This window comes from Novosphingobium ovatum (assembly GCF_009909235.1).
In the GTDB taxonomy this organism is placed as follows: domain Bacteria; phylum Pseudomonadota; class Alphaproteobacteria; order Sphingomonadales; family Sphingomonadaceae; genus Novosphingobium; species Novosphingobium ovatum.
In genome coordinates this window covers 102,286-128,120 of the sequence record NZ_JAAAPO010000006.1, presented here as the reverse complement: position 1 = coordinate 128,120, position 25,835 = coordinate 102,286, and the positions used below count along the sequence as shown (strand labels likewise).

Here is a 25,835-nt window from a genome sequence, read left to right as displayed (position 1 = left end):
GATGAACAGTTTGCTGGGCCGTATGGGAATGGCGATGATGACGGTGCCGCTGGCGATGGTCGTGGCGCCGGTGACCGCGCAGGCACAGGCCGCCGACCCCGCCCTCGCCACGGTCGAGGCGCTGGATAACGGGCTGATCGCCCTGATGAAGGCCGCGGCGGGCGGGGCCAATCAGGCCGCCCGCGCGCGCCAGATCGGCCCGGTGGTGGATCGCGCCTTTGACATTCCGGCGATGGCCCGGTTGGCGGTGGGCGCGCCCTGGACCGGATTTTCCCCGCAGGACCAGACCGCCGTGGTTGCCGCGTTCCGGGCGATGACGGTGGCGCAATATGCGACCAATTTTGACGGTTACGCCGGCGAAAAGATCGCCATCACCGGCCCTGTCGAAACGCGCGGCGCGGACAAGCTGGTGCGTACCCAACTGACCGGCCCGCGCGGCACCAATGAATCGCTGAACTATCGCCTGCGGCAAAGCGGCGGTCAGTGGAAGATCATCGACGTGATCTATCGCCAGGGCGTCAGCGAGCTGGCCACGCGCCGTTCGGACTTTGCCGCGGTGGTGGCCAAGGGCGGTGCGCCCGCCCTGATCCAGCACCTGAACCGCATCGCCGCCAACCCGAAATAGGCCGCCGCGCGTGCGATGACAAATGCCATGACAAAAGGCCCGCCAACATGATGTTGTGCGGGCCTTATTGTAGTCATTGACAACAAAATCGCGCGGACAGGGCGCTATTTGGGATGCGCCTTGGCCCATGCCTCGGGGCTGCCGGGGCCCATGAAATAGCGCAGCGCGAAACGGATCACCTGCGGCCCGCTGCCCTGCACAAACACCGCGTCGGCCCATTTGGGCGGGCCCATCACGATCCGCGCGTCGCGGGAAAAGCCGACCCCTTCCTTGGGGATGCCAAACAGCATCTGATCGACCTTTTTGTTGTTGTTTTCATCCAGAAAACCCTGCGCGGCCCATTCGCCGGGCGGCACATTGTCGATCACCACCGTGGTCACCCCCGGCTGTGCCGGAGCGCTGGCGTTGATCGGGCAGGTTTCCTTTAAAAACTGAGCCTTGCGGCATAGGGCGATCAGTACGCGGCCATTGGCGTTGCGCACATTGGTCACCTGCACCGTCACGCTGGCCCCGCCCGGCGTCACCACCGCATCGGCCAGCAGCAGTGCCGCCATCAGCATCCCGCTCAAGCCCGCGCGCCCTCTGCCGGATCAACGATCAGCCCAGCCTCGTTCCAGCGCAGCGCCTTGAGCACCGTCTCGACGATATGCGGCGCGTTCAGGCCCGCCGTGTCATATTGCTTGTCGGGCGAATCATGGTCCTGGAACACGTCCGGCAGGCGCATCGTCCTGATTTTCAAGCCATTATCCGTCCAGCCCTCGTCGCTGGCCAGCGTCAGCAGATGCGCGCCCAGACCGCCGATCGCGCCTTCCTCGATGCTGACCACCACCTCATGGGAGGCCGACAGGCGGCGGATCATGTCCTCGTCCAGCGGCTTGGCAAAGCGCAGGTCGGCCACCGTGGTCGACAACCCGCGCGCCTCCAGCACATCGGCGGCCTTCAACGCCTCGGCCAGACGGGTGCCCAGCGACAGGATCGCCACCTTGCCGCCCTTGTCACCGGGGCCGCGCACGATTCGGCCCTTGCCAATCTCCAGCTTTTCAGGAACTTGCGGCAGGTCCACGCCCACACCATTGCCGCGCGGATAGCGGAAGGCGATCGGCCCGCTGTCATGGCAGACGGCGGTATAGGTCATATGGACCAGCTCGGCCTCATCGCTTGCGGCCATCACCACCATGTTGGGCAAGGACGCCAGATAGGTGATGTCAAACGTGCCCGCATGGGTGCAGCCATCGGCCCCCACCAGCCCGGCCCGGTCAATGGCAAAACGCACGGGCAGATTCTGGATCGCCACGTCATGCACCACCTGATCATAGGCGCGCTGCAAGAACGTTGAATAAATGGCACAAAACGGGCGCATCCCCTGCGCCGCAAGCCCTGCCGCGAATGTCACCGCATGCTGTTCGGCAATGCCCACGTCAAAGGTGCGGTCCGGGAACGCCTTGGCAAATTTGTCGACGCCGGTGCCCGAAGGCATGGCGGCGGTGATCGCCACGATGCGCGCGTCCGTCTCGGCGCATTTGGCCAGTGTTTCGCCAAACACGTTCTGATAGGCGGGCGCCTTGGCTACGGCCTTGACCTGCTCGCCAGTGACGACGTTGAATTTCTGCACGCCATGATACTTGTCGGCGGCCGCCTCGGCCGGGGCATAGCCCTTGCCCTTTTGCGTGACGACATGGATCAGGCACGGCCCTTCGGCGGCGTCACGCACATTTTCCAGCACCGGGATCAGCTGTTCCAGATTGTGGCCGTCGATCGGGCCGACGTAATAGAACCCCAATTCCTCGAACAAAGTCCCGCCCATGACCATGCCACGGGCGAATTCGTCGGTCTTGCGCGCGGCCGAATGCAGCGGCGCGGGCAGTTTGCGCGACAGCTTCTTGGCCAGTTCGCGCAGTTCCAAAAACGGGCGCGAGGACACCAGCCGCGCCAGATAGGCCGACAGCCCCCCCACCGGGGGCGCGATCGACATGTCATTGTCGTTCAGGATGACGACCAGACGGTTGCCCGCGTCCTGCGCGTTGTTCATCGCCTCATAGGCCATCCCCGCGCTCATCGAGCCATCGCCGATCACGGCAATCGCCTTGCCGGGCTGACCCGCGATCTTGTTCGCCATGGCAAAGCCCAGCGCCGCCGAGATCGAGGTGGACGAGTGCGCCGCGCCGAACGGATCGTATTCGCTCTCGCTCCGCTTGGTAAAGCCGGAGAGGCCGCCCGGTTGGCGCAGCGTGCGGATGCGGTCACGCCGGCCGGTGATGATCTTGTGCGGATAGGCCTGATGGCCCACGTCCCAGATCACCTTGTCGCGCGGCGTTTCAAACACATAGTGCAGTGCCACCGTCAGTTCCACCACCCCCAGGCCAGAGCCCAGATGCCCGCCGGTCTGACCCACGGCGTGAATCATCTCGGTGCGGACGTCATCGGCCAATTGGCGCAATTGCGCCATGGACAGGCCGCGCATATCGGCGGGAACGGTGACACGGTCCAGGATCGGGGTCGACAGATCTGCTTCCATAGCGCCCAGCCATACACACCCATTTGCCCGATGTCGATGAAGGACGCGCATTCCCGTAGGGTCATTGGCCGGTATGGTGACAAGGGGGGGCGTGGGCCGGGCAAATTGTCGCGGGCATGGGGGATGTTTGCAAGGCGTGGCGGGGCGGGCTATGGGCGCGGCATGGCTGCCCTTACTGTGTAACGGGCGAAAAAAGCATATGGGATTGAGCAGGATGGGCGGCAGGCAGGGAATCATCAAGGCGCGTTTGGGTGCGGTGGGGCGTGGGGCGCTGGCGGGGGCGATGGTGGCCGGGCTGCTGGCTCCGGTGGCCGCGCGCGCCGATGATGCCGCCCCGGACAGCGCGGCGCAGATTGTCGTTACCGGGCTGGAATCGGCGCTGCGGCTGAATGCCACCTATGACACGCGGGTTCTGGGGCGCGATGCGCTGGTGGCCTCCGCGTCGGGCCGGGTCGAGGACGTTTTGTCCAATGTCGCCGGTTTTCAACAGTTTCGTCGCTCGGATAGCCGCGCGGCCAATCCCTCGTCGCAGGGGGTGACGTTGCGCGCGCTGGGCGGGAATGCGGCGGCGCGCACGCTGGTGCTGCTGGATGGCGTGCCGATGGCCGATCCGATGTTTGGTTCGGTCCCGCTGTCGGCCATTGCGCCAGACCGGCTGGGGGCGATCCGGGTGACGCGGGGCGGGGGCTCTGGCGCGTTTGGCGCGGGCGCGGTGGCCGGCACGATCGAGATGGAAAGCGCGCCCGCCCGCGTGCTCCACCGCCTGTCCGCCGAAGCCATGGGCAATGACCGGGGCGAAACCAGCCTGTCGGGCGGGATTGCCGCGCCGCTGGGCGGGGGCGAACTGACCGCTTCGGCGCGGTGGGACCGGGGCGATGGGTTTTGGACCACGCCTGTCAGCCAGCGCGCCGCCGCCAGCGTTCCGGCGCGTTATGACGGGTGGTCGGGGGCGCTGCGCGCCGTGGTGCCGATTGCCGCCGATGTCGAATTGCAGGCGCGCGTCATGGCGTTTGGCGACCATCGCACCCTGCGCTTTGCCGGGGCGAACAGTATCTCGCGCGGGGAGGATGCCTCGATCCGGGTGATCGGGCGGGGGCGCTGGGGGTTTGACCTGCTGGCCTATGTGCAGGACCGGGGGTTTTCGAACATCACCATCTCGTCGGGCACCTATCGCCCGACGGTGGACCAGCGCAGCACGCCCTCCACAGGCATCGGGGCAAAGGCGGAAGTGCGTCCGCCGCTGGGGGGCGATCACCTGTTGCGGTTGGGCGCGGATTGGCGCCACGCACAGGGCGACTTGTCAGAGGTGGGGTATAACGCCAGCACCGGCGCGGTGACCGCCTATCGCACGGCGGGCGGGCGCAGCGGCGATCTGGGCCTGTACGCCGAGGAAGCCTGGACGCCCGCCTTCCTGAATGGCGCTGTGACGCTGACGGGCGCGGTGCGGGCTGATCGTTGGTCGATCAGCGGCGGTTATAACACCACCGCCAGCCCGGCGGGCGTGGTGACCGTGGCGCTGAACCACCCCGATCGCGCCGATTGGGCGGTGACGGGGCGCGGCGGATTGCGCTGGCAGGTGACGGGGCGGCTGGCGGTGATCGCCTCGGCCTATACCGGCCTGCGTCAGCCCACCGTGAATGAGCTGTACCGCAGTTTCACCCTGACGGCATCGGGCGTGTCGACCGTGACGAACGCCAATCCCGCGCTGGGCAATGAATTGCTGCGCGGGGCAGAGGCGGGGGTGGAATGGCGCCCGGCCGAGGCGCTGCGCCTGTCGGTGACGGCGTTTGACAACCGCGTGGCGCACGCCATCGCCAATGTCACCACCGCGCAAACGCTGACGACCATCACCCGCCTGCGCCAGAATGTTGACGCCATCCGCGCCCGTGGGCTGGAGATCGAGGCGGGGGTGAAGGCGGGCAAGGTCACGCTGGACGGATCGCTGGCGCTGAGCGATGCGGTGGTGCGGGCCAGCGGCGCGGCGGTGGGGCTGAACGGCATGCGCCCGGCCCAGACGCCCAAGGTGGCCGCCAGCCTGACGCTGGGCTGGCAACCGCGCGAAGGGCTGCGCGGGGCGGTGATCCTGCGCCATGTCGGCAGCCAGTACGAGGATGACCAGCAGGTCAGCCTGATGCCATCGGCCACCACCATCGGCGCCTATGTGCAGGTGCCGGTGCGCGCCGGGGTCAGCCTGATCCTGCGCGGGGAAAATCTGGCCGATGTTGCCGTCATCACCCGCAGCCAGCCTGTGCCAGGGCAGCCCAACAGCATCGATCTGGCCGCGCCGCGCACGGTCTGGGCGGGGGTGCGTATCGGGCTATAAGCGGTGGCTGGCCCCTTGCGGTCGGGCGCGGCTGCGGGCAAGACAGGGCTTATGCCTAGTCTGATTGTCAATGGCCAACCGCTGGAGATGCGCGCCGATCCGCAGATGCCCCTGTTGTGGGGCCTGCGTGAGGTGGCCAATCTGACCGGCACCAAATATGGCTGCGGCGTGGGCGATTGCGGGGCCTGCACGGTGTTGCTGGATGGGCAGGCGATGCGGTCCTGTCAGGTGACTCTGGCCCAGGCCGAGGGGCGCTCTGTCACCACCATCGAGGGGTTGAGCCGCGACCGGTCGCATCCGGTGCAACAGGCGATGGTGGCCGAGCAGGCGATCCAGTGCGGGTTTTGCACGCCGGGCATCGTCATGGCGGCGGCGGGCCTGTTGGCCGCCAACCCCAACCCGACCGAGGCCGAGATCAAGGTCGGCATCACCAACCTGTGCCGTTGCGGCGTCTATCCCCGGCTGGTGCGGGCTGTGGTGCGCGCGGGCCGCGCGCTGCGTGGGCAGGAGAGCGTGGCGGCGGCCCCCGCGCCCGGCATTTCTCCGGCGCAGGCGGCGCAGGCCGTGCCCGCCTTGCGCCGCCCACCCCAAACCAAGGACTGATTTCATGAAGGCAACCATCTGGCACAATCCGGCCTGCGGCACGTCGCGCAAGACGCTGGCGATTCTGGAGGAAACCCCCGGCGTCGAGGTGAGCGTGGTGGAATATCTGAAAACCGCCCCCAGCGCCGACAAGCTGGCGCAGTTGTACCGCGACGCGGGGATGACGCCGCAACAGGGCCTGCGCCTGCGCGGCACCGATGCGGTCGAGCGCGGTCTGCCGGACGCCGATGACGCCACCGTGCTGGCCGCGATGGCCGCCGATCCCCGCCTGATCGAGCGGCCTTTGGTCGAGACCGACAAGGGCGTGCGCCTGTGCCGACCGCAGGAACTGGTGGCGCAAATCCTGTGATTGGCGCGCGGTAAGCCGCAAAGCGATATGTGGAAAAACGCAGCCTGAACCGCCGGACTGTGCCGTAATCGGCCATGCGCACCGTCAACCAGCCTTGCCATTTGGTTGCAGTTTTGCGAACCAATCGTGACAGTCATCCACGCCCAGGGGAATATTCGGTAATATGACTACGGAAATGGCCAGTGCGGCCCCGCTGTCCAAGATCAAGAGCCGCATCCGCCGGGCGATGGGACCGTGGGGCGTGTTTGTCGAAGGCTTCCTGAAGAATCCGGTGATGGTCGGCTCGATCGTGCCGTCCTCGCGCCAGACAATCGCCAAGGTGCTGGGCCCGGTCGACTGGGACAATACCAAGCTTTTCGTGGAATATGGGCCGGGTGTGGGCACCTTCTGTCAGCCGGTGCTGGACCGGTTGCGGCGCGATGCGATGCTGATCGTGATCGACACCAACCCGCTGTTCATCGACTATCTCAAGCGCACGATTACCGACAGCCGCTTTGTCGCGGTCAACGGGTCGGCCGCCGATGTCGAGGAGATCGTGCGCGCCCATGGCCATGAAAAGGCGGACTATGTTTTGTCGGGCCTGCCGTTTTCCACCCTGCCGCCCGGTGTTGGCCCGGCGATTGCCAGCGCTACCCATCGCGTGCTGCGCAAGGGAGGGGCGTTTCTGGTCTATCAGTTCACCCCGCGCGCGGGCGATTTCATGGCGCAGTTCTTCAAGCGCATCGACAAGGGGCTGGAGTGGATCAACGTGCCCCCCTGCTTCATCTTCTGGGGCTGGAAGGACGAAGAGGCGTAAGGCCTGATCGGCCGGTAACACAAAGGGGCGCTGTGGGAGGACCACAGCGCCCCTTTTGCATGCCGCCCCGTTTACGCAAAGGGGCTGGCGCTGTGGCGCTCGGGGGCGGTCAACTGGCGGTGGAATTCGGCGACAAAGGCGGCCATGTAGATGGCAAAGCCGCTGGCCACCACCACTATCACCGCCATATTTGCCATCCGCCCGGCCGCAGCATCGGCCACCAAAGCCACCAGTGCGCCCGCTACCAGCCCACAGGCCTGGGCCACCACCGCCTGCAACAGCGTCATCAGCGCCGCCACCAACAGCATCGGCCCCACCTGGCCGCGCGTCAGTTGCCAACTGCGGGTCAGGGCGCGAGCGGGGTTGGTCTGGCGCTCGATCACCATCACCGGGGCCAACAGCAACAGGCGCAGCACGACATAGCACACCACCACCGCCAGCCCCAGGCCCGTGATGATCAACAGCGGCAGGCTGTCGCTGGCCGCCGCCGCGCCCAGCAGCGTCAAGGCGATGGCGGCGATCAGTGTGGTGAACAGGAACTCGGCCGCCAGATAGGGCAGGACACGGCGCAGCGCGATGCTGATCGCATCACCCACCGTGGGCAGCGCGCGGTCGGCAAACAGCGCCACCAGCGCCAGCGATCCGGCCGCCTGTAGCGCGAATTGCGCCAGTTGCGCGCCAAAGATCAGCGGCAGCCACGGGCGATAGGTGTCGACATAGTGGCGCATCGCGGCCACCACCTCGTTCATTTTGATATCGCCTTCCATCAATGGCTGCGGCACAAAGAACAGCACCGCCAGCGCGGGCAGCAGGCTGAACACCCCCGCCAGCGGCAAAGCCAGCGCCAGATTGGCCGATACGCTGCGCGAAACGCGTTGCCATGCCAGATTCGTGTCGATTTTCATGCCTGTCCTTGCTTGCGCCTGTGGCGGGTGGGGATGCGCGGGCGCATGTCCTGATTGCCCTATGCGCCCGGTGGTGCGATGTTTCAACCGGCCGCTTGCGGTAATCACGGGCCTGCCCCCTCTTGCCTTGGCGCGCGATCTGACGCAGGCATCAGCGATGCGATTGACCTCTGTTTCCGGCAGCGCCCTGTGGCAGGGCTTGGCCGCGCCCGATGGCGTGGATGTGGTGTGCGAGGCGGGGCTGGTGCCCTATGCGCAGGCATTGGCCGCGATGGAGGCGCGCAACACCGCCATTGGCGAGGCGCGCGCGCGCGATCTGGTGTGGTTGCTGGAGCATCCCCCGGTCTATACCGCCGGGACCAGCGCCAGTCTGGATGATCTGCGCAACCCCCAGTTTGACATCGTGCCCGCCGGGCGCGGGGGCAAACATACCTATCACGGGCCGGGCCAGCGTATTGGTTATGTCATGATCGACCTGAAACAGCGCGCGCGTGACGTGCGCGGCTTTGTCCATGCGCTGGAAGGCTGGGTGATCGACACGCTGGGCGATTTTGGCGTGGAAAGCTGGCGGTCAGAGGCGGGCGTGGGCATCTGGACCCGCGATATCGACGGCGCCGAGGCCAAGATCGGCGCAATCGGCGTGCGTATCCGGCGCTGGGTGACGATGCATGGCTTTTCGGTCAACCTGAACCCGGATCTGTCGCATTTTGGCGGCATCGTGCCCTGCGGCATCGCTGAAAAGGGCGTGACCAGCCTGACGCGACTGGGGCTTGCGGTCAGTGCCGAACAATGGGACAGGGCGCTGGTGGCGCGGATGGGCGATTTTCTGGCGCGGCTGGCACAGCCATGCCCGACGCCCCGGGCAGGTGAGTGAGACAGATGCGGATCGGGCAAAAAGCGGTGGTGGCAGGCATGGCGGTGGCGCTGTGCGCGGTTCTGGCGGCATGTGGCGCGAAAAAGGACGCGCGGCAGGATGACCAGCGTTCGGCCAGCGGGCAGGTGTTGTCGGGATCGATTTCCGACGCGATGCTGCCCTATGAGGCGACCAGTTCGCAGCCGCCGTTGGCGCCGCGGGTGGTGCATTCAGGTGCAGCCGCCGCCGAGAGCGCGGCCGATGATGGCGCGACAGGGGATGCCGCCCCGGCCTCCGCGGCCGATGACACAACGGCCAAGCCATCGATCAAGATCGACTGAAAAACGCGTAAAAACAGCTTAAAACCGGCGCTGGACATGGTCTGGGGCCGGTTTTTGCGTGTCTGGCTGCGGTGAATGGATGGCCAAATGCGATGGACTGCACCTAAGGGCTATTGAAAGTGGAGCGAATCGCTCGTATTTACGTCTTCGCGGACCGGGCCCCTCTGGCGCGGTGGAGCAGGCAGCAATGCCATCCACCTCGTGATGTCGGACCGCATCGGATGTGCCGATGTCTGGGTCCGGGTGTTGTCTTCCCTCCCAACATCCCCAAACCGGGCATCGGCGCCTCCGATCGAACCACCTCCTTGTTCGAAAGGGACCGTATATGTCTGACCGTTATTTCGCCATGCTGCGCCGCCACCAGAAGCTGGACGAGGCCTTGCGCCTTGCCCGCCTGCGCCGCTTTGCCGACCCGTTCGAGATCGCCCGGCTGAAGAAGCTGAAGCTGGCGATCAAGGACCGGCTGGCGCGCCTGACGCCGGCGCGTCGCCGCACGCAGATGGCCTGATCGCCCGACCCTTCACCTGAGCCGCCGGAACACCCCCCGGCGGCCCCTGCATGGCTCCGGTTGCTGCCGACGCCCCCTCGGCCATACCCCCAACCAGCGCCGGGGCCATGCCTTTTTCAAAGGCCAATTCATCGGGCCTTTCAATCGGGATGATCCGACATGGACTTCTTCAACAGCCTGTGGCTCGATACGCCGATCTGGTTATGGGCGGGATTTGCCCTGTTGGTGGTGGTGCTCACCGCCTTTGATCTGGGCGTGCTGTCGGCCGGCAACAAAGAAATGGATATGGGCCGCTCGCTGCGGCTTTCGGCGTTTTACATCGGCATCGCGATGCTGTTCGGCGTCTGGGTCTGGTGGGCCAAGGGCGATGGGGCGGGCATGGCCTATTTCACCGGCTTCTTCATCGAAAAGGCGCTCTCGATCGACAATGTCTTTGTCATTGCGATGATCTTTGGCTTTTTCGCCATCCCCGCGCGGTTTCAGTATCGCGCGCTGGTGTGGGGCATCATTGCGGTGATCGTGCTGCGCGGCATCATGATCGCGGGCGGTGCGGCGATTGTCGCCCATGCGCATTGGGTGCTTTACCTGTTCGCCGCTTTCCTGATCGCGACGGGCATCAAGATGCTGTTCGTCAAGGACAGCGATCCCGACATTGGCAAGAACCCCGTGGTGCGCTGGTTGTCGGCGCGGATGCGGGTGACGGACCAGTTGCACGGACAGCGCTTTTTCGTGAAGGTGCCCGATGGCGCCACCGGCAAGCTGGTCTGGGCGGCAACGCCGCTGTTTCTGGCGCTGGTGGTAATCAATCTGGCCGACGCGGTGTTCGCGGTGGATTCGGTCCCGGCGATCTTTGCCATCACCACCGATACCTTTGTGATCTACACGTCAAACATCATGGCCATTCTGGGCCTGCGGGCGCTGTATTTCGCGCTGTCGGCGATGGTGCACCGCTTCCACTATCTGAAATACGCTCTGGCGCTGGTGCTGGTGTTTATCGGGTCGAAGATTCTGGTGGCCGATTTCCTGCTGGGCGGCGCCAAATTTCCGCCGCTGCTTAGCCTGGGCGTGACCCTTGGTCTGATTGCGGGCGGCGTGGTCTATTCCTTGTGGAAGACCGGGCCGCAGGGCGCGCCCGCCCGTGTTTGATCAGCTTGCCTGATCTCTAATCCGCCGAGTGGCGGTTGCAGGACGGCTGGCCGAGGGTGCGACCCACTCGGTCAGCCGTTTTGCGTTTTGGCGCGGCTGGGCGCTTAGCGCGCGCCCAGATCGCCCTGACCAACCGTGCCGCTGGCCATGTCCAGCATGCGGTCCAGGCTCTTCTTGGCCTCCAGCCGCAGGCTTTCCTCGATCTCGATCCGGGGCGAGAGGTCACGCAGGCTGATATACAGCTTTTCCAGCGTGTTGAGCGCCATGTACGGGCAGATGTTGCAGTTGCAGTTGCCGTCCGCCCCCGGCGCGCCAATGAAGGTCTTGTTCGGGATGGCCAGTTGCATCTGGTGGATGATGTGCGGTTCGGTCGCGACGATCAGCGTGTCGGCGTCCATCCCCTTGGCATAGTTCAGGATGCCGCTGGTGGAGCCCACATAGTCGGCGTGATCGACGATGGTGGGCGGGCATTCGGGATGCGCGGCGATGGGGGCGCCGGGGTGCTGGGCTTTCAGCTTCAACAGCTCGGTTTCGCTGAACGCCTCGTGCACGATGCACACGCCCGGCCACAGCAACATCTCGCGGTCAAACTTGCGCGAGAGATAGCCGCCCAGATGGCGGTCGGGGCCAAAGATGATCTTCTGGTCGCGCGGGATCTGGGCCAGAATCTTTTCCGCGCTGCTGCTGGTGACGATGATGTCGGACAATGCCTTCACCTCGGTCGAGCAGTTGATATAGGTCAGCGCGATGTGGTCGGGATGGGCTTCGCGGAAAGCCTTGAACTTGGCCGGGGGGCAGGCATCCTCCAGACTGCATCCCGCGTTCAGGTCGGGCAGGATCACCGTCTTTTGCGGCGAAAGGATCTTGGCCACCTCGGCCATGAACTTGACGCCGCAGAATGCGATGACCTCGGCGTCCGTCTCGGCCGCCTTGCGCGAGAGTTCCAGCGAATCGCCGACAAAATCGGCCAGATCCTGCAATTCCGGCTTTTGGTAGTAGTGGGCCAGAATGACCGCGTTCTTCTCACGGCGCAGGCGCTCGATCTCGGCGCGGATGTCGATCCCAGCCAGACTTGCCTTCAACTCACTCATTCAAACCTCCCTTGGCCGGCGCCCAATGGGTGTCGCTGTGCCGCACCGCCATGTCACGCCGTTCCAGATCGATCAGGTGGGCCAGCACCGAACGGCCGGCCGCCCCCCACAAACGTTCGTCCAGCCCGCGATACATGCGTGCCACCATGTCGGCAATGGGCAGGGGCGCGGCATGGCTCGTCTCTGCCAGCAGGTTCAGGATTTGCCGTTCACGGCTGCGGCGGTGGCCGATCATGCCGCGCACCAATTGGCGCGGGCGGTCGATCACCGGGCCGTGGGCGGGATAATACAGGCGGTCCTCGCGGGCGTACAGGCGTTCCAGACTGGCCAGATAGTCGGCCATGTCGCCATCGGGTGGGGCCACGACACTGGTGGACCAGCCCATCACATGGTCGCCGGTGAACAGCACCGGGGGCGCGTCGCCCCCCACCTCCAGCGCGTAACACAAATGGTTGCTGGTATGGCCGGGGGTGGCGATGGCGCGCAGGGCAAAATCGGTGCCCTCGATCACATCGCCGTCCCCCATCACCGAGTCGGGGCGATAGGAGACGTCAAAGGCCGCGTCAGCGCGGGGGCCATCGTCATCCATGGTTAACGGGGCGCAGCCAATGATCGGCGCGCCGGTATGCGCGGCCAGCGGTGCGGCGCCGGGCGAATGGTCGCGATGGGTGTGGGTGCAGGCAATCGCGATCACGCGGGTGTCGCCAATCGCGGCGCGCAACGCGGCCAGATGGACGGCATCGTCCGGGCCGGGATCGATCACCACCAGACCTTGCGCGTCGCCCACCAGATAGGTCTGCGTGCCGGTAAACGTATAGGGCGAGGCGTTGGGGGCCAGCACGCGCGCCACCAGCCGCTCTGGGCGTTCAAGGGTGCCGGTTGGCCAAGGCTTTGGGGGCAGGCTCATGCGCGGTGCATATGGGCATTGCGGGCCCGCCTGTCGAGATGATCAATGTGCGGGGGCGGGCCGGACATGGGGCGACGCCATCAATCGCCCCCTGTCTGGCCGTTGCGGGCCTTAGGCGACGGCCTGATTCAACCGCGCACGCAAGCGGTCGATTGCGCTGTCATTGCCGGGCTGCGGTTCGCGCCAACTGCGGTCGATGCGCAGCAGGCGGGCATAGAAATGTTCGGTCGCGGTGATCAGTTCGCGGATGTCCTGCCCCACCAGCGCCAGCCGTTCAGGATCGGCGGCGGGAAAGTCCGGGGCCAATCGGCCATAGCGGCGCAATTGGAACTCGCTGAGTTCGCCCATGAAATAGGCGCGGTGGTTAAGCAACCAGGCCACCGCATGCATCATGCGGGTGGTGGTGCGCAACGCCTCGCACGACAGGGCGATGCGGGCGGCATCCTCGTTGGTGCCGGTTTCCTCGATGCGCCCGGACAGGTCAAAGGCGGCGCGGACCTCATCCGACAGGACAAGTGCCTCGCAGTAAAGCCCTTCGACGATGCGGGGGTTGATGTTGTTTGTCAGTGTCATGGCAAGATTGCGTTAACCACTGACTGCAATCGGTGACAATGATTCGGCCGATGTGGGCGTTTCCCGAAACGGGACAGTCCAATTATGGGACAGTGCAGCGCGGCCGGGTGTCCCATCGCTCATGTGCAGGGGCGGTTCATTGATCGCGGTCAAGAAACCCAATGGGATCGCAATGCGGGGTTAATTGGGCAAATTGCGGCGCAGTGCCGGAAAAAGTGGGGCCTGCCGGCCCCTTGCTGCCGCATGGGGCGACGTTTTGGCGGATCAGGCGATGATGTCGGGGATCAGGAAATCCTCGATCAGCGCCATCTGGTCCTTCACCTTCAGCTTGCGCCGCTTGAGCCGGGCCAGTTGCATCTGGTCGGCGGCATTGGACTCGCTCAGCGCATCAATGGCGGCATGCAAATCGCGATGCTCCACGCGCAGCATCTCCAGCTGCTTGCGCATTTCATCTTCGGTCATGCCTGGTCCTTTTGTGCATATGTCGTCCCCTGGCTGCGGTCAGTCTCCGCGCCCCGCAGCACTGCGGGGCGAAGGTAGCTGTCATCATGGCACACATCGTAGGTCACAATGGCAAACAACCTGTCGCAAAAAACCACGGCTTGTCCCGTAAGACTCCGAAAGGGCTTCGCACGATAGGCTTTCTGTGTTTCCATGACAATCGCACCGGCTGACAAACATGGTCGTTGATTCGAGATGGGCGCCATTGTGGCGCGCCGATGGTCACTGGCGATCTTTGCCAAGTCAGCCATGTCGAAGGCCGGTGCAACGGTGTTTGCCTGTGGGCCATTGGCCACCGGCGGCCGTTTTCGCGAGGGGGGTTGCAACAGGCGCCCGCCACACGCCACGCCGGTCTCAGGGCAATCGAGGCAGGCGGGACGCGATGGTCAGGGGGCCGCTATACGCAGGAGAGTGTCCCTATGGAATCATCGCATGCCAGCGCATTGTTGACCAAGCACGCCGGTCTGGAAAAGCGCATTCAGCAGGAAATGACCCGCCGCCCGCCGGACCTCTCGATGATCAAGGCTCTTAAGAAGCAGAAGCTGCGGATCAAGGACGAATTGTCGCACGGTTGAGACCTTCGGCATGAACATGTCGTAGAGTCCCGAAAGATCGTACCGGCGCTGTGGCGATGAGGCTGCGGCGCCGGTTTTGCGTCTGATGTGGCCAAAGGAACCATCATCGACAGAAAAAACGTTTTCCTGGGGCGAATTCGGATGTGCTTGCCCTTGCTGGCGCGTTTGCAAAGCGCGCAACATGGGCTAACCCATGGGGCATGACCAACGCACCTCTGGGCCCGACCACCACTTCCAGCGCGGTCAAGGCCGCCCGCACCATCCTGACCCGCCTGCATGAGGTGATGGCATCGCGCAGCCATGCGCAGGCCAAACTGAACACCGTGGTCGAGGTGATCGGCGAAAGTCTCGATAGCGAGGTGTGCTCGATCTACCTGCTGCGCGAGGGGATGCTGGAACTGTTCGCCACGCGCGGGTTGGCGCAGGAGGCGGTCCACGTCACCCGCATGGCCATCGGCGAAGGGTTGGTCGGCACCATCGCCGCCAAGGCGGAAATGCTGAACCTGGCCGAAGCTGCCGCGCACCCTGATTTCTCGTACCGCCCCGAAACGGGCGAGGACAAGTTCCACTCGTTCGCGGGCGTGCCCATTGTGCGGCGCGAACGCTGTGTCGGGGTGGTCTGTGTGCAGCATGTCGATCCCCGCCGGTACGAAGAGGTGGAGATCGAGGCGTTGCAGACGGTGGCCATGGTGCTGTCCGAACTGATCGCCAATGCCGAACTGGTGGACGAGGAAGAGGCGCTGGGCCTGACCGCCGCCCAGACCGGGCCGGAGCAGTTGCGCGGCCTGACGCTGGTCAAGGGGCTGGCCAGCGGCGTGGCGGTGTTCCACCAGCCGCGCATCACCATCGAACACGTCATGGCCGAGGACACCGAGGCCGAGCGTCAGCGCGTATATATGGCCTTTGACAAAATGCGCGAGCAGATCGACCGCATGGCAGGCCAAGCCGAGTTTGGCGTGGGTGGCGAGCATGAGGAAGTGCTCGAGACGTACAAGATGTTCGCCTATGACGAAGGCTGGAGCCGCCGGATCAACGAGGCGATCGACAGCGGCCTGACCGCCGAGGCCGCGATCGAGCGTGTGCAGCAGCGCACCCGCATGCGCATGCGCCAGATCGACGATCCGCTGTTGGCCGACCGGATGCATGATCTGGAGGATCTGTCGAACCGCCTGTTGCGCATCGTTTCGGGCCAGTTGGGCACGGCGGCCAGCATGGGGCTGCGGTCTGACGCGATCCTGATCGCCCGCAATCTGGGGCCGGCCGAACTGCTGGAATATGACAAGCGCCGCCTGAAGGGCGTGGTGCTGGAGGAAGGCTCGCTTACGGCGCATGTGGTGATCGTCGCGCGGGCGATGGGCATTCCGGTGCTGGGCCGGGTCAAGAGCCTGCGCGGCATCGTGCGTGAGGGCGATCCGCTGTTGCTGGACGCGGATCAGCAATTGCTGTTCGTGCGGCCGACGCGCGACATGGCGATCGCCTTTGACGAACGCTTTGCCAAGACCAGGGAGCGGCAGGCGACCTATGCCGCCTTGCGTGAAGTTCAGCCGGTGACGGCCGATGGCACGCGGATTGTCGTCAATATCAACGCCGGCCTGCGTGAGGATATGCCCAATCTGCAACTGACGGGTGCGGATGGCGTGGGCCTGTTCCGGACTGAGTTCCAGTTTCTGGTCTCGGCCACGCTGCCCAGCCGCGAGCGGCAGACGCGCCTCTATCGCGAGGTTATGGATTCGGCCGGGGCCAAGCCGGTGATCTTTCGCACGGTTGATATCGGTGGCGACAAATCGCTGCCCTATCTGCGTCACGATGGTGAGGACCACGAGGAAAACCCGGCGATGGGCTGGCGCGCGCTGCGCGTGGCGCTGGAGCGGGACGGCTTGCTCAAGGTGCAGGCCCGCGCGCTGCTGGAGGCGGCGGCGGGACGCACGCTGCACGTCATGTTCCCGATGATTTCCGAGCCTTGGGAGTTTGACGCGGCCAAGGCCGTGTTCGAGGGCCAGATCGCCCATATGCGCAACCTGAAGAAGGCTTTGCCCGAGGCGGTGAAATATGGCGCGATGCTGGAAGTGCCCGCGCTGGCAGAGGTGCTGGACATCCTGTTGCCCAAACTGTCGTTCCTGTCGATCGGCACCAATGACCTGACGCAGTTCCTGTTGGCGGCCGACCGTTCCCATCCCAAGCTGGCCGAGCGCTATGACTGGCTTTCGCCCGCCATCTTGCGCTTTATCCGCCGCATCGCCGCCGAAGGGCATGCCCATAACGTGCCGATGACGGTGTGCGGTGAAATGGGGGGGCGTCAGCTCGAGGCTTTGGCCTTGCTGGGGCTGGGCATCCGGCAGTTGTCGATCACGCCTGCCTCGGTCGGGCCGACCAAGGCGCTGGTGAGCAAGGTCAACCTGCCCGAGATCACCGCCGCGATGGCTGGATGGCTGGCCAATCCGCCCGCCGACATGCGCGGCACGCTGATGGCATGGGCGGTCGAGCGCGACCTGTTGGCCGACTGATTCGCGCCGTTCGTCCAAAGAGTGTTTTCGCCGCCCCCGTTTCGCCTCACTGGCCGGGGGTGATGGGGGCTGTTGCATTGTTGCTGGAAACGATTTCCGCACCCACGCTGCACCTGCGCGCGGTTTGTGCGGCCGCAACGACGCAACCGCCGCAAGACTGTTGACTTTTATGTGCTTATCCCTTTGTGTCCCGTTCGGGGACGCAAACCGGGCATTGGGATTATTATGGGCGGGGACGATACGGACGTGCAGATGACACCCTCAACGGCCAGCGGCAAACTGGTGGCTGCGCGGCAGGCTTTGGGGTTGAGTGTGACGGACATTGCCGCCGCAACCCGCATTCCCGAACGCCACCTGATCGCGCTGGAAGCGGGCGATTTCGCCAGCCTGCCGGGGCGTACTTATGCGGTGGGTTTCGCGCGTTCCTATGCCCGTCAGGTTGGGCTGGACGAAGAGACGATCGTGCGGGCGATGTCGGCCGATTATCGTGGCGCCGCGCCATTGGCCGATCTGCCGACCGCGCCTGCCTTTGCCCCCGGTGATCCGGCCCGCGTGCCCAGCGCGCGTTTCGCCATGATCGCGGGCGCGGTGGCGCTGGTGGTGGGCATCGGCGGTTTCGCTTGGTGGCAAAGCACGCTGCCCGGTGCCGCCGGGTTGCCCTCGCTGTTGCCGGACGAGACGGCCAGCGCGGCCGTGAGCGCGCTGCCCAGCGTGGCCGCGACGCAGCCAGCCGGGCCGGTGGTCTTCACGGCGCAGGACGACAACATCTGGGTGCGGATCTATGATCAGGCCGGGACGGTCTATCTGGAAAAGCTGATGACCAAGGGCGAGAGCTTTACCCTGCCGTCAGACGCGCCCGCGCCGTTGATCCGTACCGGGCGCCCGGATGTGATCGACATTACCGTGGGCGGTCAGGTGATCCCGCATCTGTCGGACAAGTCTGAAATGATCCGCGATGTGCCGGTGTCGGCGCAGGCGTTGCTGGCCCGCGCGAGCGCCGCTGCTGCGGCCGCGGTGGCCTCGGCCGCGCCCAGTGCGGCCGCCAGCGCCGCGCCTGTGGTTACCGCCAGTGGCGCCGCGCCGATCCCCGGCGCCGCGCCCACGCCCAGCGCCAGCCCTGCGGCCAAGCCAAAGCCTCGGCCCAAGCCCAAGCCGCGTGTGACCGCCAGCGCCACCCCGGCGCCGGCAGCCACGCCTGTGGTGGCGGCCCCGGCCGTCCCTGCGGCTGAATAAGGGCTCGGCTGGGCGATATTCCACCATTTAGGAACGGGGCTCGCTCGACAGGAAGGGCGGCCCTGTGGCATCTTTATCAGCCGTTAATGCGATAGACGGACCGGCCCTTGCGTCTTGTCACGCGGCCCGTCCGGCAAGTGGAGCTGTGACAGCATGAAGGAACTGCGGCTTTGGCATAAGGCAGGCGTGGCGATGATCGCGCTGGTGGGCGTTGGCTCACTGGCGGGGATCCCGGCGCTGGCGCAGGATGGCAACAGTTTGGACCTGCGCCTGCGCAAGATCGAGGCTGAGGTCAAGGCGTTGCAGCGTCAGGTGTTCCCCGGCGGCGATCCGCAATTCTTTCCGCGCGATGCGCAACAGGGCGGCGGCCCGGCACCGGCCCCCGCCACCACCGCCGTCACCGATCTGTTGACCCGCATGGACGCGATGGAGGCCCAAAATGCCCGCCTGACCGCGCAGGTCGAGGAATTGTCCAACCGCGTCCGCATGGCCGAGGCGCGCGCTGCCGCCGTTGCCGCGCAACAGCCGGTGATCCAGCCCCAGCCTGCCCCGGTCGCGCAACCTTTGCCGGCGCCGCAACCCGCCCCGCTCAAGCCTTTGGCCGCGCCCAAGCCTGCGCCCGCTGGCCCTGTGGCCAAGCCGTCGGCGGCGCGCGTCGCGGCGGTCAAGGCGATCGTCAAGCCCGACACAGGGGACGTCGGTGAGGACGAATACACCTATGGCTACAAGCTGTGGGAGGCCAAGTTCTATCCCGAGGCGGCGCAGCAGTTGAAGCTGTTTGTCGACCGTTACCCCAACCACAAGCGCATCAGCTTTGCCCGCAACCTGCTGGGCCGGGCACTGCTGGACGATGGCAGGCCGAATGACGCCGCGCTGTGGTTTGCCCAGAACTATCGCGCCGACCGTCGCGGGGCCCGCGCGTCCGACAGCCTGCTGCTGTTGGCCGACACGATGGTGCGGATCAAGGACACCAACCGCGCCTGCATCGCGCTGGCCGAATTTGCCGACCATTACCAGCCTGAGGCGACTGGCCGACTGAAGGGCCAGTATGACGAGGTGCGCACGCAGGTGAAGTGCAACTGAGCCACGTGATCGAGCGTTTTGCGCAAGACTTGGCGCGCGTCTGGCCCGAAGGGGACGCGGACGCGCAGGCCATTCTGGGCGTGGCGGTATCGGGCGGGCCGGACAGTCTGGCGCTGTTGCTGATGGCGGCGCAGGCACGGCCCGGCGCGGTGCGGGCGGCCACCGTGGACCATGGGTTGCGCGCCGACAGCGCGGCCGAGGCGGCGATGGTGGCCGATTTGTGCGCGCGGATCGGTGTGCCGCACGCCACGCTGACGATCACCGTGGCCGATGGCAATATGCAGGCCGAGGCCCGCGCCGCGCGTTACGCCGCGTTGGCGCAGTGGATGGAGGCGCAGGGCATCGCCGCGCTGGCCACCGCACATCATTCCGATGATCAGGCAGAAACGCTGGTAATGCGGTTGAACCGGGCCAGTGGCGTGGCGGGGCTGGCCGGGGTGCGTGACCGCGCGCCCGTGCCGGGGGCTGATTTGTTGCTGGTGCGCCCGGTGCTGCATTGGCGGCGGGCGGAATTGGCGGCGGTGGTGGCTCAGGCTGGTGTGGCGGCGGTGGATGATCCCAGCAACCGCAATCCGGCCTTTGACCGCGTGCGGGTGCGCGGGGCGCTGGCTGATGCCGACTGGATCGACGTACCCGCGTGGAGCCGTGCGGCGGGCCATCTGGCCGATGCCGATGCCGCTCTGGATTGGGCCGCCGACATGGAATACCGCGCCCGCGTGCAGCGCGAAGGCTTGGGCGTGATCTATCGCCCCGTTGCCCCGCGCGCGATTGCCCTGCGCGTCATGGCACGGGTGGTGTGCGACATCACCGGAGAGGCACCGCGCGGCAGCGTACTGGCCCGCGCCTTTGACCTGTTGATGGCGCGCCAGCCCGCGCCGATTGGCGATCTGATCGTGCGGCCGATGCCCGGCGCGTTCAGCTTTGTCCGGGCGCCCAAACGTCGGACGCCGCCCGCTTAATCCACCAGCGCGTCGCCCAGCGTGATTTTCTTGCCCCGGGTGATGAACACCTTGTCGCCCAGACGGGCGGCGGCGAACAGCTTTTGCGCAAAGGGCAGGGGCACGCCGATGCAGCCGTGGCTGGCATAGCCATTGCGCACGTTGGACGCATGGATTGATATGCCGTCATTGGTCAGCCGCATCATGTATGGCATCGGCGCGTCATACAGGCTGGAGACGTGGTCCTTGTTCTTTTGGCTGATGGGAAAGACGCCCAGCGGGGTGGGTTTGTCCTGTGTGCCCAGCAGCACAGCCGCGGCGCCAATCTCGTACCCGCCGCGAAAGATCGACAGGACGCGGGCCTGAAGATCCACGGCGATGACGATCGGGCCTTCGGGCACGCCGCTTTCGTCCCAATGCCATTCGCCATATTTGATCGCGCCGCTGATCGGCAGGATGCGTTTGACCACCAACGAGCGGTCCACCGAGAACGGGCTGGCGGTGGAGCGGGGGGCGGGGGCGTCCTCGCCTTCGCCGGGGGCGCGGTTGGCGATGGAGGTGGCCTCGTCGTCCGCGATCGGTGCGCCGGGTGCGTCTTCCAGCACGAGATCGGGGCGGTGGGCGCGCAATTCGGCCCATGACAGATGCGCCGTGCCCAGCCGCTCGTCCGCGCGGATCAGGGCGATGCCGCCCAGCGCCGTGGCCACCGCGCCCACCGTCAGAATGCCCAATCGCGCCATCTGCACGGGCGATATCGGCGGCGCATCATTGGGGGCATAGGTGGTCATCGGCGCAATGCGTGCGGGGGCGCACGCCTCCATCTGAATGGTTAAGTCAGATGGTTACCGCGCCGTTAACCTTTGGCCAAGCGAGTCGGCGGCGCCGTCCCAGTGTGGGACAGTGCCGCCTTTGCGCGGGCCTCAGCCGTGGGCGCCGAATTCGTTGGCGATGGCCGTGCCGATGCGCAGCGCCAGACCATAGGCGCGTTCGATCGGCTCGATATAGTCGCGGCGGATCGCGCTATAGCCGGTGGCCGCCTCGTCCGGATAGTCGGCCGGTTCCTCGACATGGAAATCGGTCAGGCTGGGGAAACTGGTGGGGAAGGCGCGGCGCAATTGGCTTAAGGCTTCGTCCACGCGCAGGGTGAACACCATCTCCAGCACGTCCTCGCGCGCGATGTCGTTGGCGCGGCTGAATTGCGGCACCATCACCACCCGCAGGAACATATGCTGGAACAACGCAAGACGCAGAGCCTGCAACACCCCGATCATGCGGCGGGTATGCTCGCGGTCGGGCAGGGGGGCTTCGTCGGGGATCAGCGCCAACAGGCGGTGGAGCTTCATCGCGTCCACCCGCAGGCGCGTGGACAGGCGGCGGAACACGCCCGCACGGTCATCGCTGGTCAGATATTCGGCCAGCGCCAGACAGCCGTCCTCGATATGCTCTTCATGGCCGCGATAGGGGCGGCTGGCCCAATAGGCGCTGTTGAACAGCTCGCCAAAGGCGGTGACGGTCTTGATGCTGGCCAGCGCGTTGGCCGCCCGCACCAGTCGCACCAGTTGCCGCCCGCGCGCGCTGTCGCGCAACAGGCCCGCCAGCGCCTCGATATTGCCATCTGCCGCCGTGCCAAAACCGCCGATGATGTTCACCGGATAGCCCAGCTGTTGCAGCACGGCATTATGCGGGATGGCGCGGATCTGGCGCAGCGACATGTTGCGGTCGGCGGCGATGTCGGACTGGCGGCGGCTTTTGCGGCTGCCGGTGTCGTTCAGCAGGCCCAAGCCAAAGGCCGTCACCGCGCGAGAATAGGTGCCGCTGTTCAGATGGCGCTGTTGCACCCGGCGGATGGCGCGATAAAAGTCCAGGCTCAGATCGGTGCGGCGATAGAACGGGTCGGTCGGCGCATAGGGATCGGTTTCGGCGGGCGAGAGTTCGATGAAGCGGGTGAGGGTGGCCAGCGCCAGCGCATCCGTGCCAAAGAACAGATAGCCATCGCCGCCCTGAAAGCTGACCTCTGGTTCCAGCCGGATGCCCGCGCGGACAAACCGCCGCCGCGCCCAAGGTGACAGCGGCCACGCCAGACGATCGGCCATGCTGGCCGGATGCGCGCCGCGGCCCATGCTTTCGCCATGGGTGTTGAAAATCAGCGCCGAGACATCCGACAGCTCATTGGCGGCCATTGCTTCGGCCAGACGGCCTTGCAGGCGCTCGATGGCCAGCGCCGCCGGGATCTGCCCGACAAAGCGGCCCGCGTCGGAAAAGCCGGTCTGGATCGCCACCCGCCCCCGCGCGCGGGCATAGGTGCGATAGGCAGGTTCGGCCAACAGCGCGTCCAGAAAACGCCCGCCATGCTCCAGCGCGGTCTCGGTTTCGAACAGGGGGGACACGTCCACCTTGTCTTCCACCCCGAACAGCTTGGCGAAATAAAGCGCGGCCAGCACGGTGGTGGGCTGTTCGCATTCTGCCACCAGCATGCGGATCGGGCTGTCGGCGTCGATGTGGTGCAGGATCTGCGCCATGGTCAGGAACAGGCGCACAGCGGTGCTGTTCTCGATCGCCAGTGCCGCGAAATTGGCGCGCAGCGGGCGGGCATTGGCCAACAGCTCGCGCATTTTCATCAAGGCGGCCTGACTGGCCAGATCCAGCGTGCCATCGGGATCCATGCGGCGGCGGATGGCGTTTTGCAACTGGCTGGAATTGACGCGGAAATGCACCCAGCCCATGCCCAGCCCATCGGCCCGCATCGCGGCCGCGGCAGTCAACAGGGCCTGCGCGTCATCATCGCTGGCCCCGGCGGCCATCGCCTCGATCTCGGCCAGCACGGGCGCCAGCGAGATCAGCTTGTCCGGGTGATCGGCGGTCAGCGTGTTGGCGGCGGCCGACAGGGCGTCGGGATCGGTCATGTCACCGGCAAACAACGCGGCCATTTCCTGCGCGCGTTCGCTGGCCGACAACAGGCGCGTGGCCAGATCGGGCGCGGCATCGGCCAGCATGGTGGCATATCCGGCCAGCCGCTGGCTTTTTTCCATCAGGCGATAGCGGATGCAGGTGTTCCATCCGATGTCGGTCCGCCCGTCCATGTCATAGCCGACCCAGCTGGCAAAACGCACCGGATTGGGCGACAGGCGGCGCCAATCCTTGGGCCAGCGGGTGCGGGCGGTGTCAAACAACGCGGTGTTCAGCCGGTCCCGCGCGCTTTGGCCACGAGCGATGGCAGCCAGCGCGGCGTCATGTTCGCTGTCCAGCGTGATGGTGTCGCGTGCGGCGGGGGCGGCGCAGGCGGTTGTGCCAAAATCGCCGGTGCTGGCGGCCCGCGCAACGGCCTCGGCCTGCGCCTTGGCCAGCAGGAAGGTGGGGTGGGCGGTGAACACGATATGGGCGACAGGGCGGCTCCACCGCGCGGCAAAACCGGCAAAATCGCCCGTTTCGGCCATGGCGCGCACGCGTTGCAGATTGGCGTCAGGCTCGACCGGCTCGATCAGGCGGTGCAGGCGGCGGGCGCGGGCGCGTAGCCCCTCACAGTCCAGTTCGGCCACCAGATTCTCGATCTGGTCCAGCGACCATTCGCCGCCCTCGATCTTGCGCGAGATTTCCAGCGCCAGTTGGAACACCGGATTGAACAGCGGCGTTTCGGCGGTGCGGCTGTGCAGTTCCTGCAAACGGGCATCAAGAGCGGCGATCTGGCTCATGCGATGGGTACTCCCTGACGGCCGCAAGGCCGTGCGTTTTGGCCGAACGTTCCCTCCCGCCGGGGTCTGATGCCCCGCCGGTCAAACGTAACCTGTCATTGTGCAGTGCGAAAGAGGGCGCGGGCGAAAAACCGGCGCCCCCTGTCGTTCAACGCGCCAGCGCGGCGGCGGCCGCGGCCGCGGCGGTGACCTTGGCGGTGTCGACCTTGGCGCCGTCAAACACGTCCTTGCCCACCATCCAGCTGCCGCCCACGCACAGCACGGGTTCCAGCGCCAGATAATTGGGCGCGGTGGCCAGCGTGATGCCGCCGGTGGGGCAGATCCTGATGCCGCCAAACGGGCCAGCAATGGCCTTCAGCGCGGCGGTCCCGCCCGATGCCTCGGCCGGGAAGAACTTGAAATGCGAGAGGCCAAGGTCCAGCCCCAGCATGATGTCGCCCGCATTGGCGGTGCCCGGCAGGAAGGGGATACCCGCATCCACCGCCGCCTGACCCAGCGTCGGCGTCAGACCGGGCGAGACGATGAATTCGCTGCCGGCATCAATCGCCTGCGCCAGTTGGGTGGGGTTCAGCACCGTGCCAGCGCCGACGATCGCGCCGGGGACCTGCTTCATCACGCGGATCGCCTCCAGCGCGCAAGGGGTGCGCAGCGTCACCTCCAGCACCTTCAGGCCACCAGCCACCAGCGCCTCGGCCAGAGGCAGGGCGTGGGCGATGTCATCAATCACCAGCACCGGAATGACGGGCGCGGTGCGCATGATGTTTTCGATGGGCGCGGTCATGCGGCGTGTTCCTTGTGAAATGCGGCGGCCGCGCCCAACAGGCCCGGCTGAGGATGGGTGATCAGACGGACCGGAATGGTCGACATCAGCTTTTCAAAACGGCCCTTGGCGCGGAAACGGTCGGCAAAGCCGCTGGCCATCAGCGTGTCCTTGATCCGCAGGCCAAGCCCACCGGCGATAACCACCGCGCTGGCGCCATGGGCCAGCGCATAGTCGCCCGCCGCGCTGCCCAGCGACAGGCAGAAGCGGTCAACCGCCGCGGCGGCCAGCACGTCCTGCTGGCGGCCTTCGGCGCTGGTGCCGCGCGTCCAGATGGTGCGATCATCCAGCGGGGTGAACGGGCGGCCTTCGAGCGCGGCCAGCGTTTCGTATATGTCGACGATGGCGGGGCCGGCCACCACGCGCTCGACCGACACGCGGCGGTGGCGCTGGCGCAGGCGGGCCAGAATGGCGTCCTCGATCGCGTCCAGCGGGGCAAAGTCGATATGCCCGCCCTCGGTCGATTGGACGTGATAGAAACCGCGCCCGCCGTCCATCGCCGCATCGCGCCACACATGCGCCACGCCCAGACCCGTGCCGGGGCCGACAACGCTGATCGTGCCATTGGCGGGCAGATCCACGTCCGGCCCGGCCAGATGGATGAAATGCGCATCCCCCGCGCGCGCCACCGCATGGCCCACCGCGCCAAAGTCATTGATCAGCGTGACCGCATCGACGTTCAGCCGTTCACGCAACTGCCCCGGATAGATCACCCATGGGTTGTTGGTGAACTGGATCGCCTCTCCCCCGACAGGGGCGGCCACCGCCAACGACACCGCACGCGGCAATGCGCCGCCGTTCAGTTCGGCAAAATGCGCCCATGCCGATTCAAAGCTGGCATGGTCGCGGGTGTGCAGCGTGGTTTCGGGCTGCAGATGCACCACCCCATCCGCCCCGACCGAAGCCAGCGCGAAACGGGCATGTGTGCCGCCAATATCAACAGAGACGAGTTCCATG

Annotated in this window: 26 protein-coding genes; 14 read left to right on the top strand and 12 right to left on the bottom strand. The window is 66.0% G+C overall.

The genetic code is table 11. The annotated features are described in order from the left end of the window. The first annotated feature begins 1 nt into the window (after nucleotide 1). Entirely contained in the window at nucleotides 2-625 is a 624-nt protein-coding gene (locus GTZ99_RS14905; RefSeq protein WP_227711393.1) for an ABC transporter substrate-binding protein, read from the top strand. 104 nt (nucleotides 626-729) lie between these two features. Here GTZ99_RS14905 and GTZ99_RS14900 read toward each other — a convergent pair whose 3' ends face one another. Continuing rightward, nucleotides 730-1,185: a DUF2141 domain-containing protein gene (locus tag GTZ99_RS14900; protein WP_161720353.1), complete on the bottom strand. Its 456-nt coding sequence runs from the start codon at nucleotides 1,183-1,185 to the stop codon at nucleotides 730-732. A gap of 5 nt (nucleotides 1,186-1,190) precedes the next feature. After that, nucleotides 1,191-3,140 (bottom strand): 1-deoxy-D-xylulose-5-phosphate synthase, encoded by a 1,950-nt coding sequence (gene dxs, locus GTZ99_RS14895; RefSeq protein WP_161720286.1) that lies wholly within the window; start codon nucleotides 3,138-3,140, stop codon nucleotides 1,191-1,193. A 214-nt stretch (nucleotides 3,141-3,354) separates the two neighbouring features. Between dxs and GTZ99_RS14890 the strand changes: the two genes are divergently transcribed. The 4 genes from GTZ99_RS14890 (at nucleotide 3,355) to GTZ99_RS14875 (ending at nucleotide 7,211) form a co-directional block, all read left to right on the top strand. After that, nucleotides 3,355-5,463 (top strand): TonB-dependent receptor, encoded by a 2,109-nt coding sequence (locus GTZ99_RS14890; protein ID WP_227711392.1) that lies wholly within the window; start codon nucleotides 3,355-3,357, stop codon nucleotides 5,461-5,463. A 51-nt stretch (nucleotides 5,464-5,514) separates the two neighbouring features. Next, on the top strand, nucleotides 5,515-6,066 hold the full coding sequence (locus GTZ99_RS14885) for a (2Fe-2S)-binding protein (protein WP_161720284.1): 552 nt from the start codon (nucleotides 5,515-5,517) through the stop codon (nucleotides 6,064-6,066). Nucleotides 6,067-6,070: 4 nt separating this feature from the next. Further along, nucleotides 6,071-6,415 (top strand): arsenate reductase family protein, encoded by a 345-nt coding sequence (locus GTZ99_RS14880; protein WP_161720282.1) that lies wholly within the window; start codon nucleotides 6,071-6,073, stop codon nucleotides 6,413-6,415. A 163-nt stretch (nucleotides 6,416-6,578) separates the two neighbouring features. Then, nucleotides 6,579-7,211 carry a class I SAM-dependent methyltransferase gene (locus GTZ99_RS14875; RefSeq protein ID WP_161720280.1) on the top strand — a complete coding sequence of 211 codons (633 nt, stop codon included), beginning with the start codon at nucleotides 6,579-6,581 and terminating at the stop codon, nucleotides 7,209-7,211. Between the two features lie 71 nt (nucleotides 7,212-7,282). Here the strand turns inward: GTZ99_RS14875 and GTZ99_RS14870 are convergent, their stop codons facing one another. Beyond that, on the bottom strand, nucleotides 7,283-8,116 hold the full coding sequence (locus GTZ99_RS14870) for a glycerophosphoryl diester phosphodiesterase membrane domain-containing protein (RefSeq protein WP_161720278.1): 834 nt from the start codon (nucleotides 8,114-8,116) through the stop codon (nucleotides 7,283-7,285). A 157-nt stretch (nucleotides 8,117-8,273) separates the two neighbouring features. Here GTZ99_RS14870 and lipB point away from each other — a divergent pair, with 157 nt between their 5' ends. From lipB to GTZ99_RS14850, 4 genes are all read left to right on the top strand, one after another. Further along, a complete protein-coding gene (lipB, locus tag GTZ99_RS14865) occupies nucleotides 8,274-8,990 on the top strand; it encodes a lipoyl(octanoyl) transferase LipB (protein WP_161720276.1) in 717 nt (238 codons plus the stop codon). After that, complete coding sequence (locus tag GTZ99_RS14860; RefSeq protein ID WP_227711391.1) at nucleotides 8,987-9,310, top strand: hypothetical protein; 324 nt, start codon at nucleotides 8,987-8,989, stop codon at nucleotides 9,308-9,310. Before lipB ends, GTZ99_RS14860 begins: the two co-directional genes overlap by 4 nt. A gap of 325 nt (nucleotides 9,311-9,635) precedes the next feature. Continuing rightward, on the top strand, nucleotides 9,636-9,818 hold the full coding sequence (locus tag GTZ99_RS14855) for a YdcH family protein (RefSeq protein ID WP_161720272.1): 183 nt from the start codon (nucleotides 9,636-9,638) through the stop codon (nucleotides 9,816-9,818). A 159-nt stretch (nucleotides 9,819-9,977) separates the two neighbouring features. Next, nucleotides 9,978-10,964 (top strand): TerC family protein, encoded by a 987-nt coding sequence (locus GTZ99_RS14850; RefSeq protein WP_161720270.1) that lies wholly within the window; start codon nucleotides 9,978-9,980, stop codon nucleotides 10,962-10,964. 104 nt (nucleotides 10,965-11,068) lie between these two features. Here the strand turns inward: GTZ99_RS14850 and nadA are convergent, their stop codons facing one another. From nadA to GTZ99_RS16920, 5 genes are all read right to left on the bottom strand, one after another. Next, complete coding sequence (nadA, locus tag GTZ99_RS14845) at nucleotides 11,069-12,055, bottom strand: quinolinate synthase NadA (RefSeq protein WP_161720268.1); 987 nt, start codon at nucleotides 12,053-12,055, stop codon at nucleotides 11,069-11,071. Continuing rightward, nucleotides 12,048-12,962: an MBL fold metallo-hydrolase gene (locus tag GTZ99_RS14840; protein WP_161720266.1), complete on the bottom strand. Its 915-nt coding sequence runs from the start codon at nucleotides 12,960-12,962 to the stop codon at nucleotides 12,048-12,050. Before GTZ99_RS14840 ends, nadA begins: the two co-directional genes overlap by 8 nt. Nucleotides 12,963-13,073: 111 nt before the next feature. Next, on the bottom strand, nucleotides 13,074-13,535 hold the full coding sequence (locus tag GTZ99_RS14835) for a DUF1465 family protein (protein ID WP_161720264.1): 462 nt from the start codon (nucleotides 13,533-13,535) through the stop codon (nucleotides 13,074-13,076). 264 nt (nucleotides 13,536-13,799) lie between these two features. Next, nucleotides 13,800-13,997 carry a YdcH family protein gene (locus GTZ99_RS14830; protein ID WP_161720262.1) on the bottom strand — a complete coding sequence of 66 codons (198 nt, stop codon included), beginning with the start codon at nucleotides 13,995-13,997 and terminating at the stop codon, nucleotides 13,800-13,802. After that, nucleotides 13,994-14,287 (bottom strand): hypothetical protein, encoded by a 294-nt coding sequence (locus GTZ99_RS16920; protein ID WP_227711390.1) that lies wholly within the window; start codon nucleotides 14,285-14,287, stop codon nucleotides 13,994-13,996. Before GTZ99_RS16920 ends, GTZ99_RS14830 begins: the two co-directional genes overlap by 4 nt. Nucleotides 14,288-14,455: 168 nt before the next feature. On the opposite strand from GTZ99_RS16920, the gene GTZ99_RS14825 reads away from it, so the two are divergent. The 5 genes from GTZ99_RS14825 to tilS all read left to right on the top strand — a co-directional run bounded on the left by GTZ99_RS14825 (nucleotide 14,456) and on the right by tilS (nucleotide 20,390). After that, the gene (locus tag GTZ99_RS14825; RefSeq protein ID WP_161720260.1) at nucleotides 14,456-14,611 is read left to right on the top strand and encodes a YdcH family protein; all 156 of its coding nucleotides are present in this window, start codon (nucleotides 14,456-14,458) and stop codon (nucleotides 14,609-14,611) included. 200 nt (nucleotides 14,612-14,811) lie between these two features. Continuing rightward, nucleotides 14,812-17,115, top strand: a complete 2,304-nt coding sequence (gene ptsP / locus GTZ99_RS14820; RefSeq protein WP_161720258.1) for a phosphoenolpyruvate--protein phosphotransferase — start codon at nucleotides 14,812-14,814, stop codon at nucleotides 17,113-17,115. Nucleotides 17,116-17,367: 252 nt separating this feature from the next. Then, entirely contained in the window at nucleotides 17,368-18,348 is a 981-nt protein-coding gene (locus GTZ99_RS14815; RefSeq protein WP_227711389.1) for a helix-turn-helix domain-containing protein, read from the top strand. A gap of 153 nt (nucleotides 18,349-18,501) precedes the next feature. Next, nucleotides 18,502-19,431, top strand: a complete 930-nt coding sequence (locus tag GTZ99_RS14810) for a tetratricopeptide repeat protein (RefSeq protein WP_161720254.1) — start codon at nucleotides 18,502-18,504, stop codon at nucleotides 19,429-19,431. Next, nucleotides 19,422-20,390 (top strand): tRNA lysidine(34) synthetase TilS, encoded by a 969-nt coding sequence (gene tilS, locus GTZ99_RS14805; RefSeq protein ID WP_320076694.1) that lies wholly within the window; start codon nucleotides 19,422-19,424, stop codon nucleotides 20,388-20,390. Before GTZ99_RS14810 ends, tilS begins: the two co-directional genes overlap by 10 nt. Here tilS and GTZ99_RS14800 read toward each other — a convergent pair. From GTZ99_RS14800 to GTZ99_RS14785, 4 genes are all read right to left on the bottom strand, one after another. Next, nucleotides 20,387-21,157: a L,D-transpeptidase family protein gene (locus GTZ99_RS14800; RefSeq protein ID WP_227711388.1), complete on the bottom strand. Its 771-nt coding sequence runs from the start codon at nucleotides 21,155-21,157 to the stop codon at nucleotides 20,387-20,389. The two genes, tilS and GTZ99_RS14800, sit on opposite strands and share 4 nt — an antisense overlap. A gap of 132 nt (nucleotides 21,158-21,289) precedes the next feature. Next, nucleotides 21,290-24,058 carry a phosphoenolpyruvate carboxylase gene (locus GTZ99_RS14795; protein WP_161720252.1) on the bottom strand — a complete coding sequence of 923 codons (2,769 nt, stop codon included), beginning with the start codon at nucleotides 24,056-24,058 and terminating at the stop codon, nucleotides 21,290-21,292. 148 nt (nucleotides 24,059-24,206) lie between these two features. After that, nucleotides 24,207-24,839: a bifunctional 4-hydroxy-2-oxoglutarate aldolase/2-dehydro-3-deoxy-phosphogluconate aldolase gene (locus tag GTZ99_RS14790; protein WP_161720250.1), complete on the bottom strand. Its 633-nt coding sequence runs from the start codon at nucleotides 24,837-24,839 to the stop codon at nucleotides 24,207-24,209. Further along, nucleotides 24,836-25,834 (bottom strand): glucokinase, encoded by a 999-nt coding sequence (locus GTZ99_RS14785; RefSeq protein WP_161720248.1) that lies wholly within the window; start codon nucleotides 25,832-25,834, stop codon nucleotides 24,836-24,838. Before GTZ99_RS14785 ends, GTZ99_RS14790 begins: the two co-directional genes overlap by 4 nt. Nucleotide 25,835 lies beyond the last annotated feature (1 nt).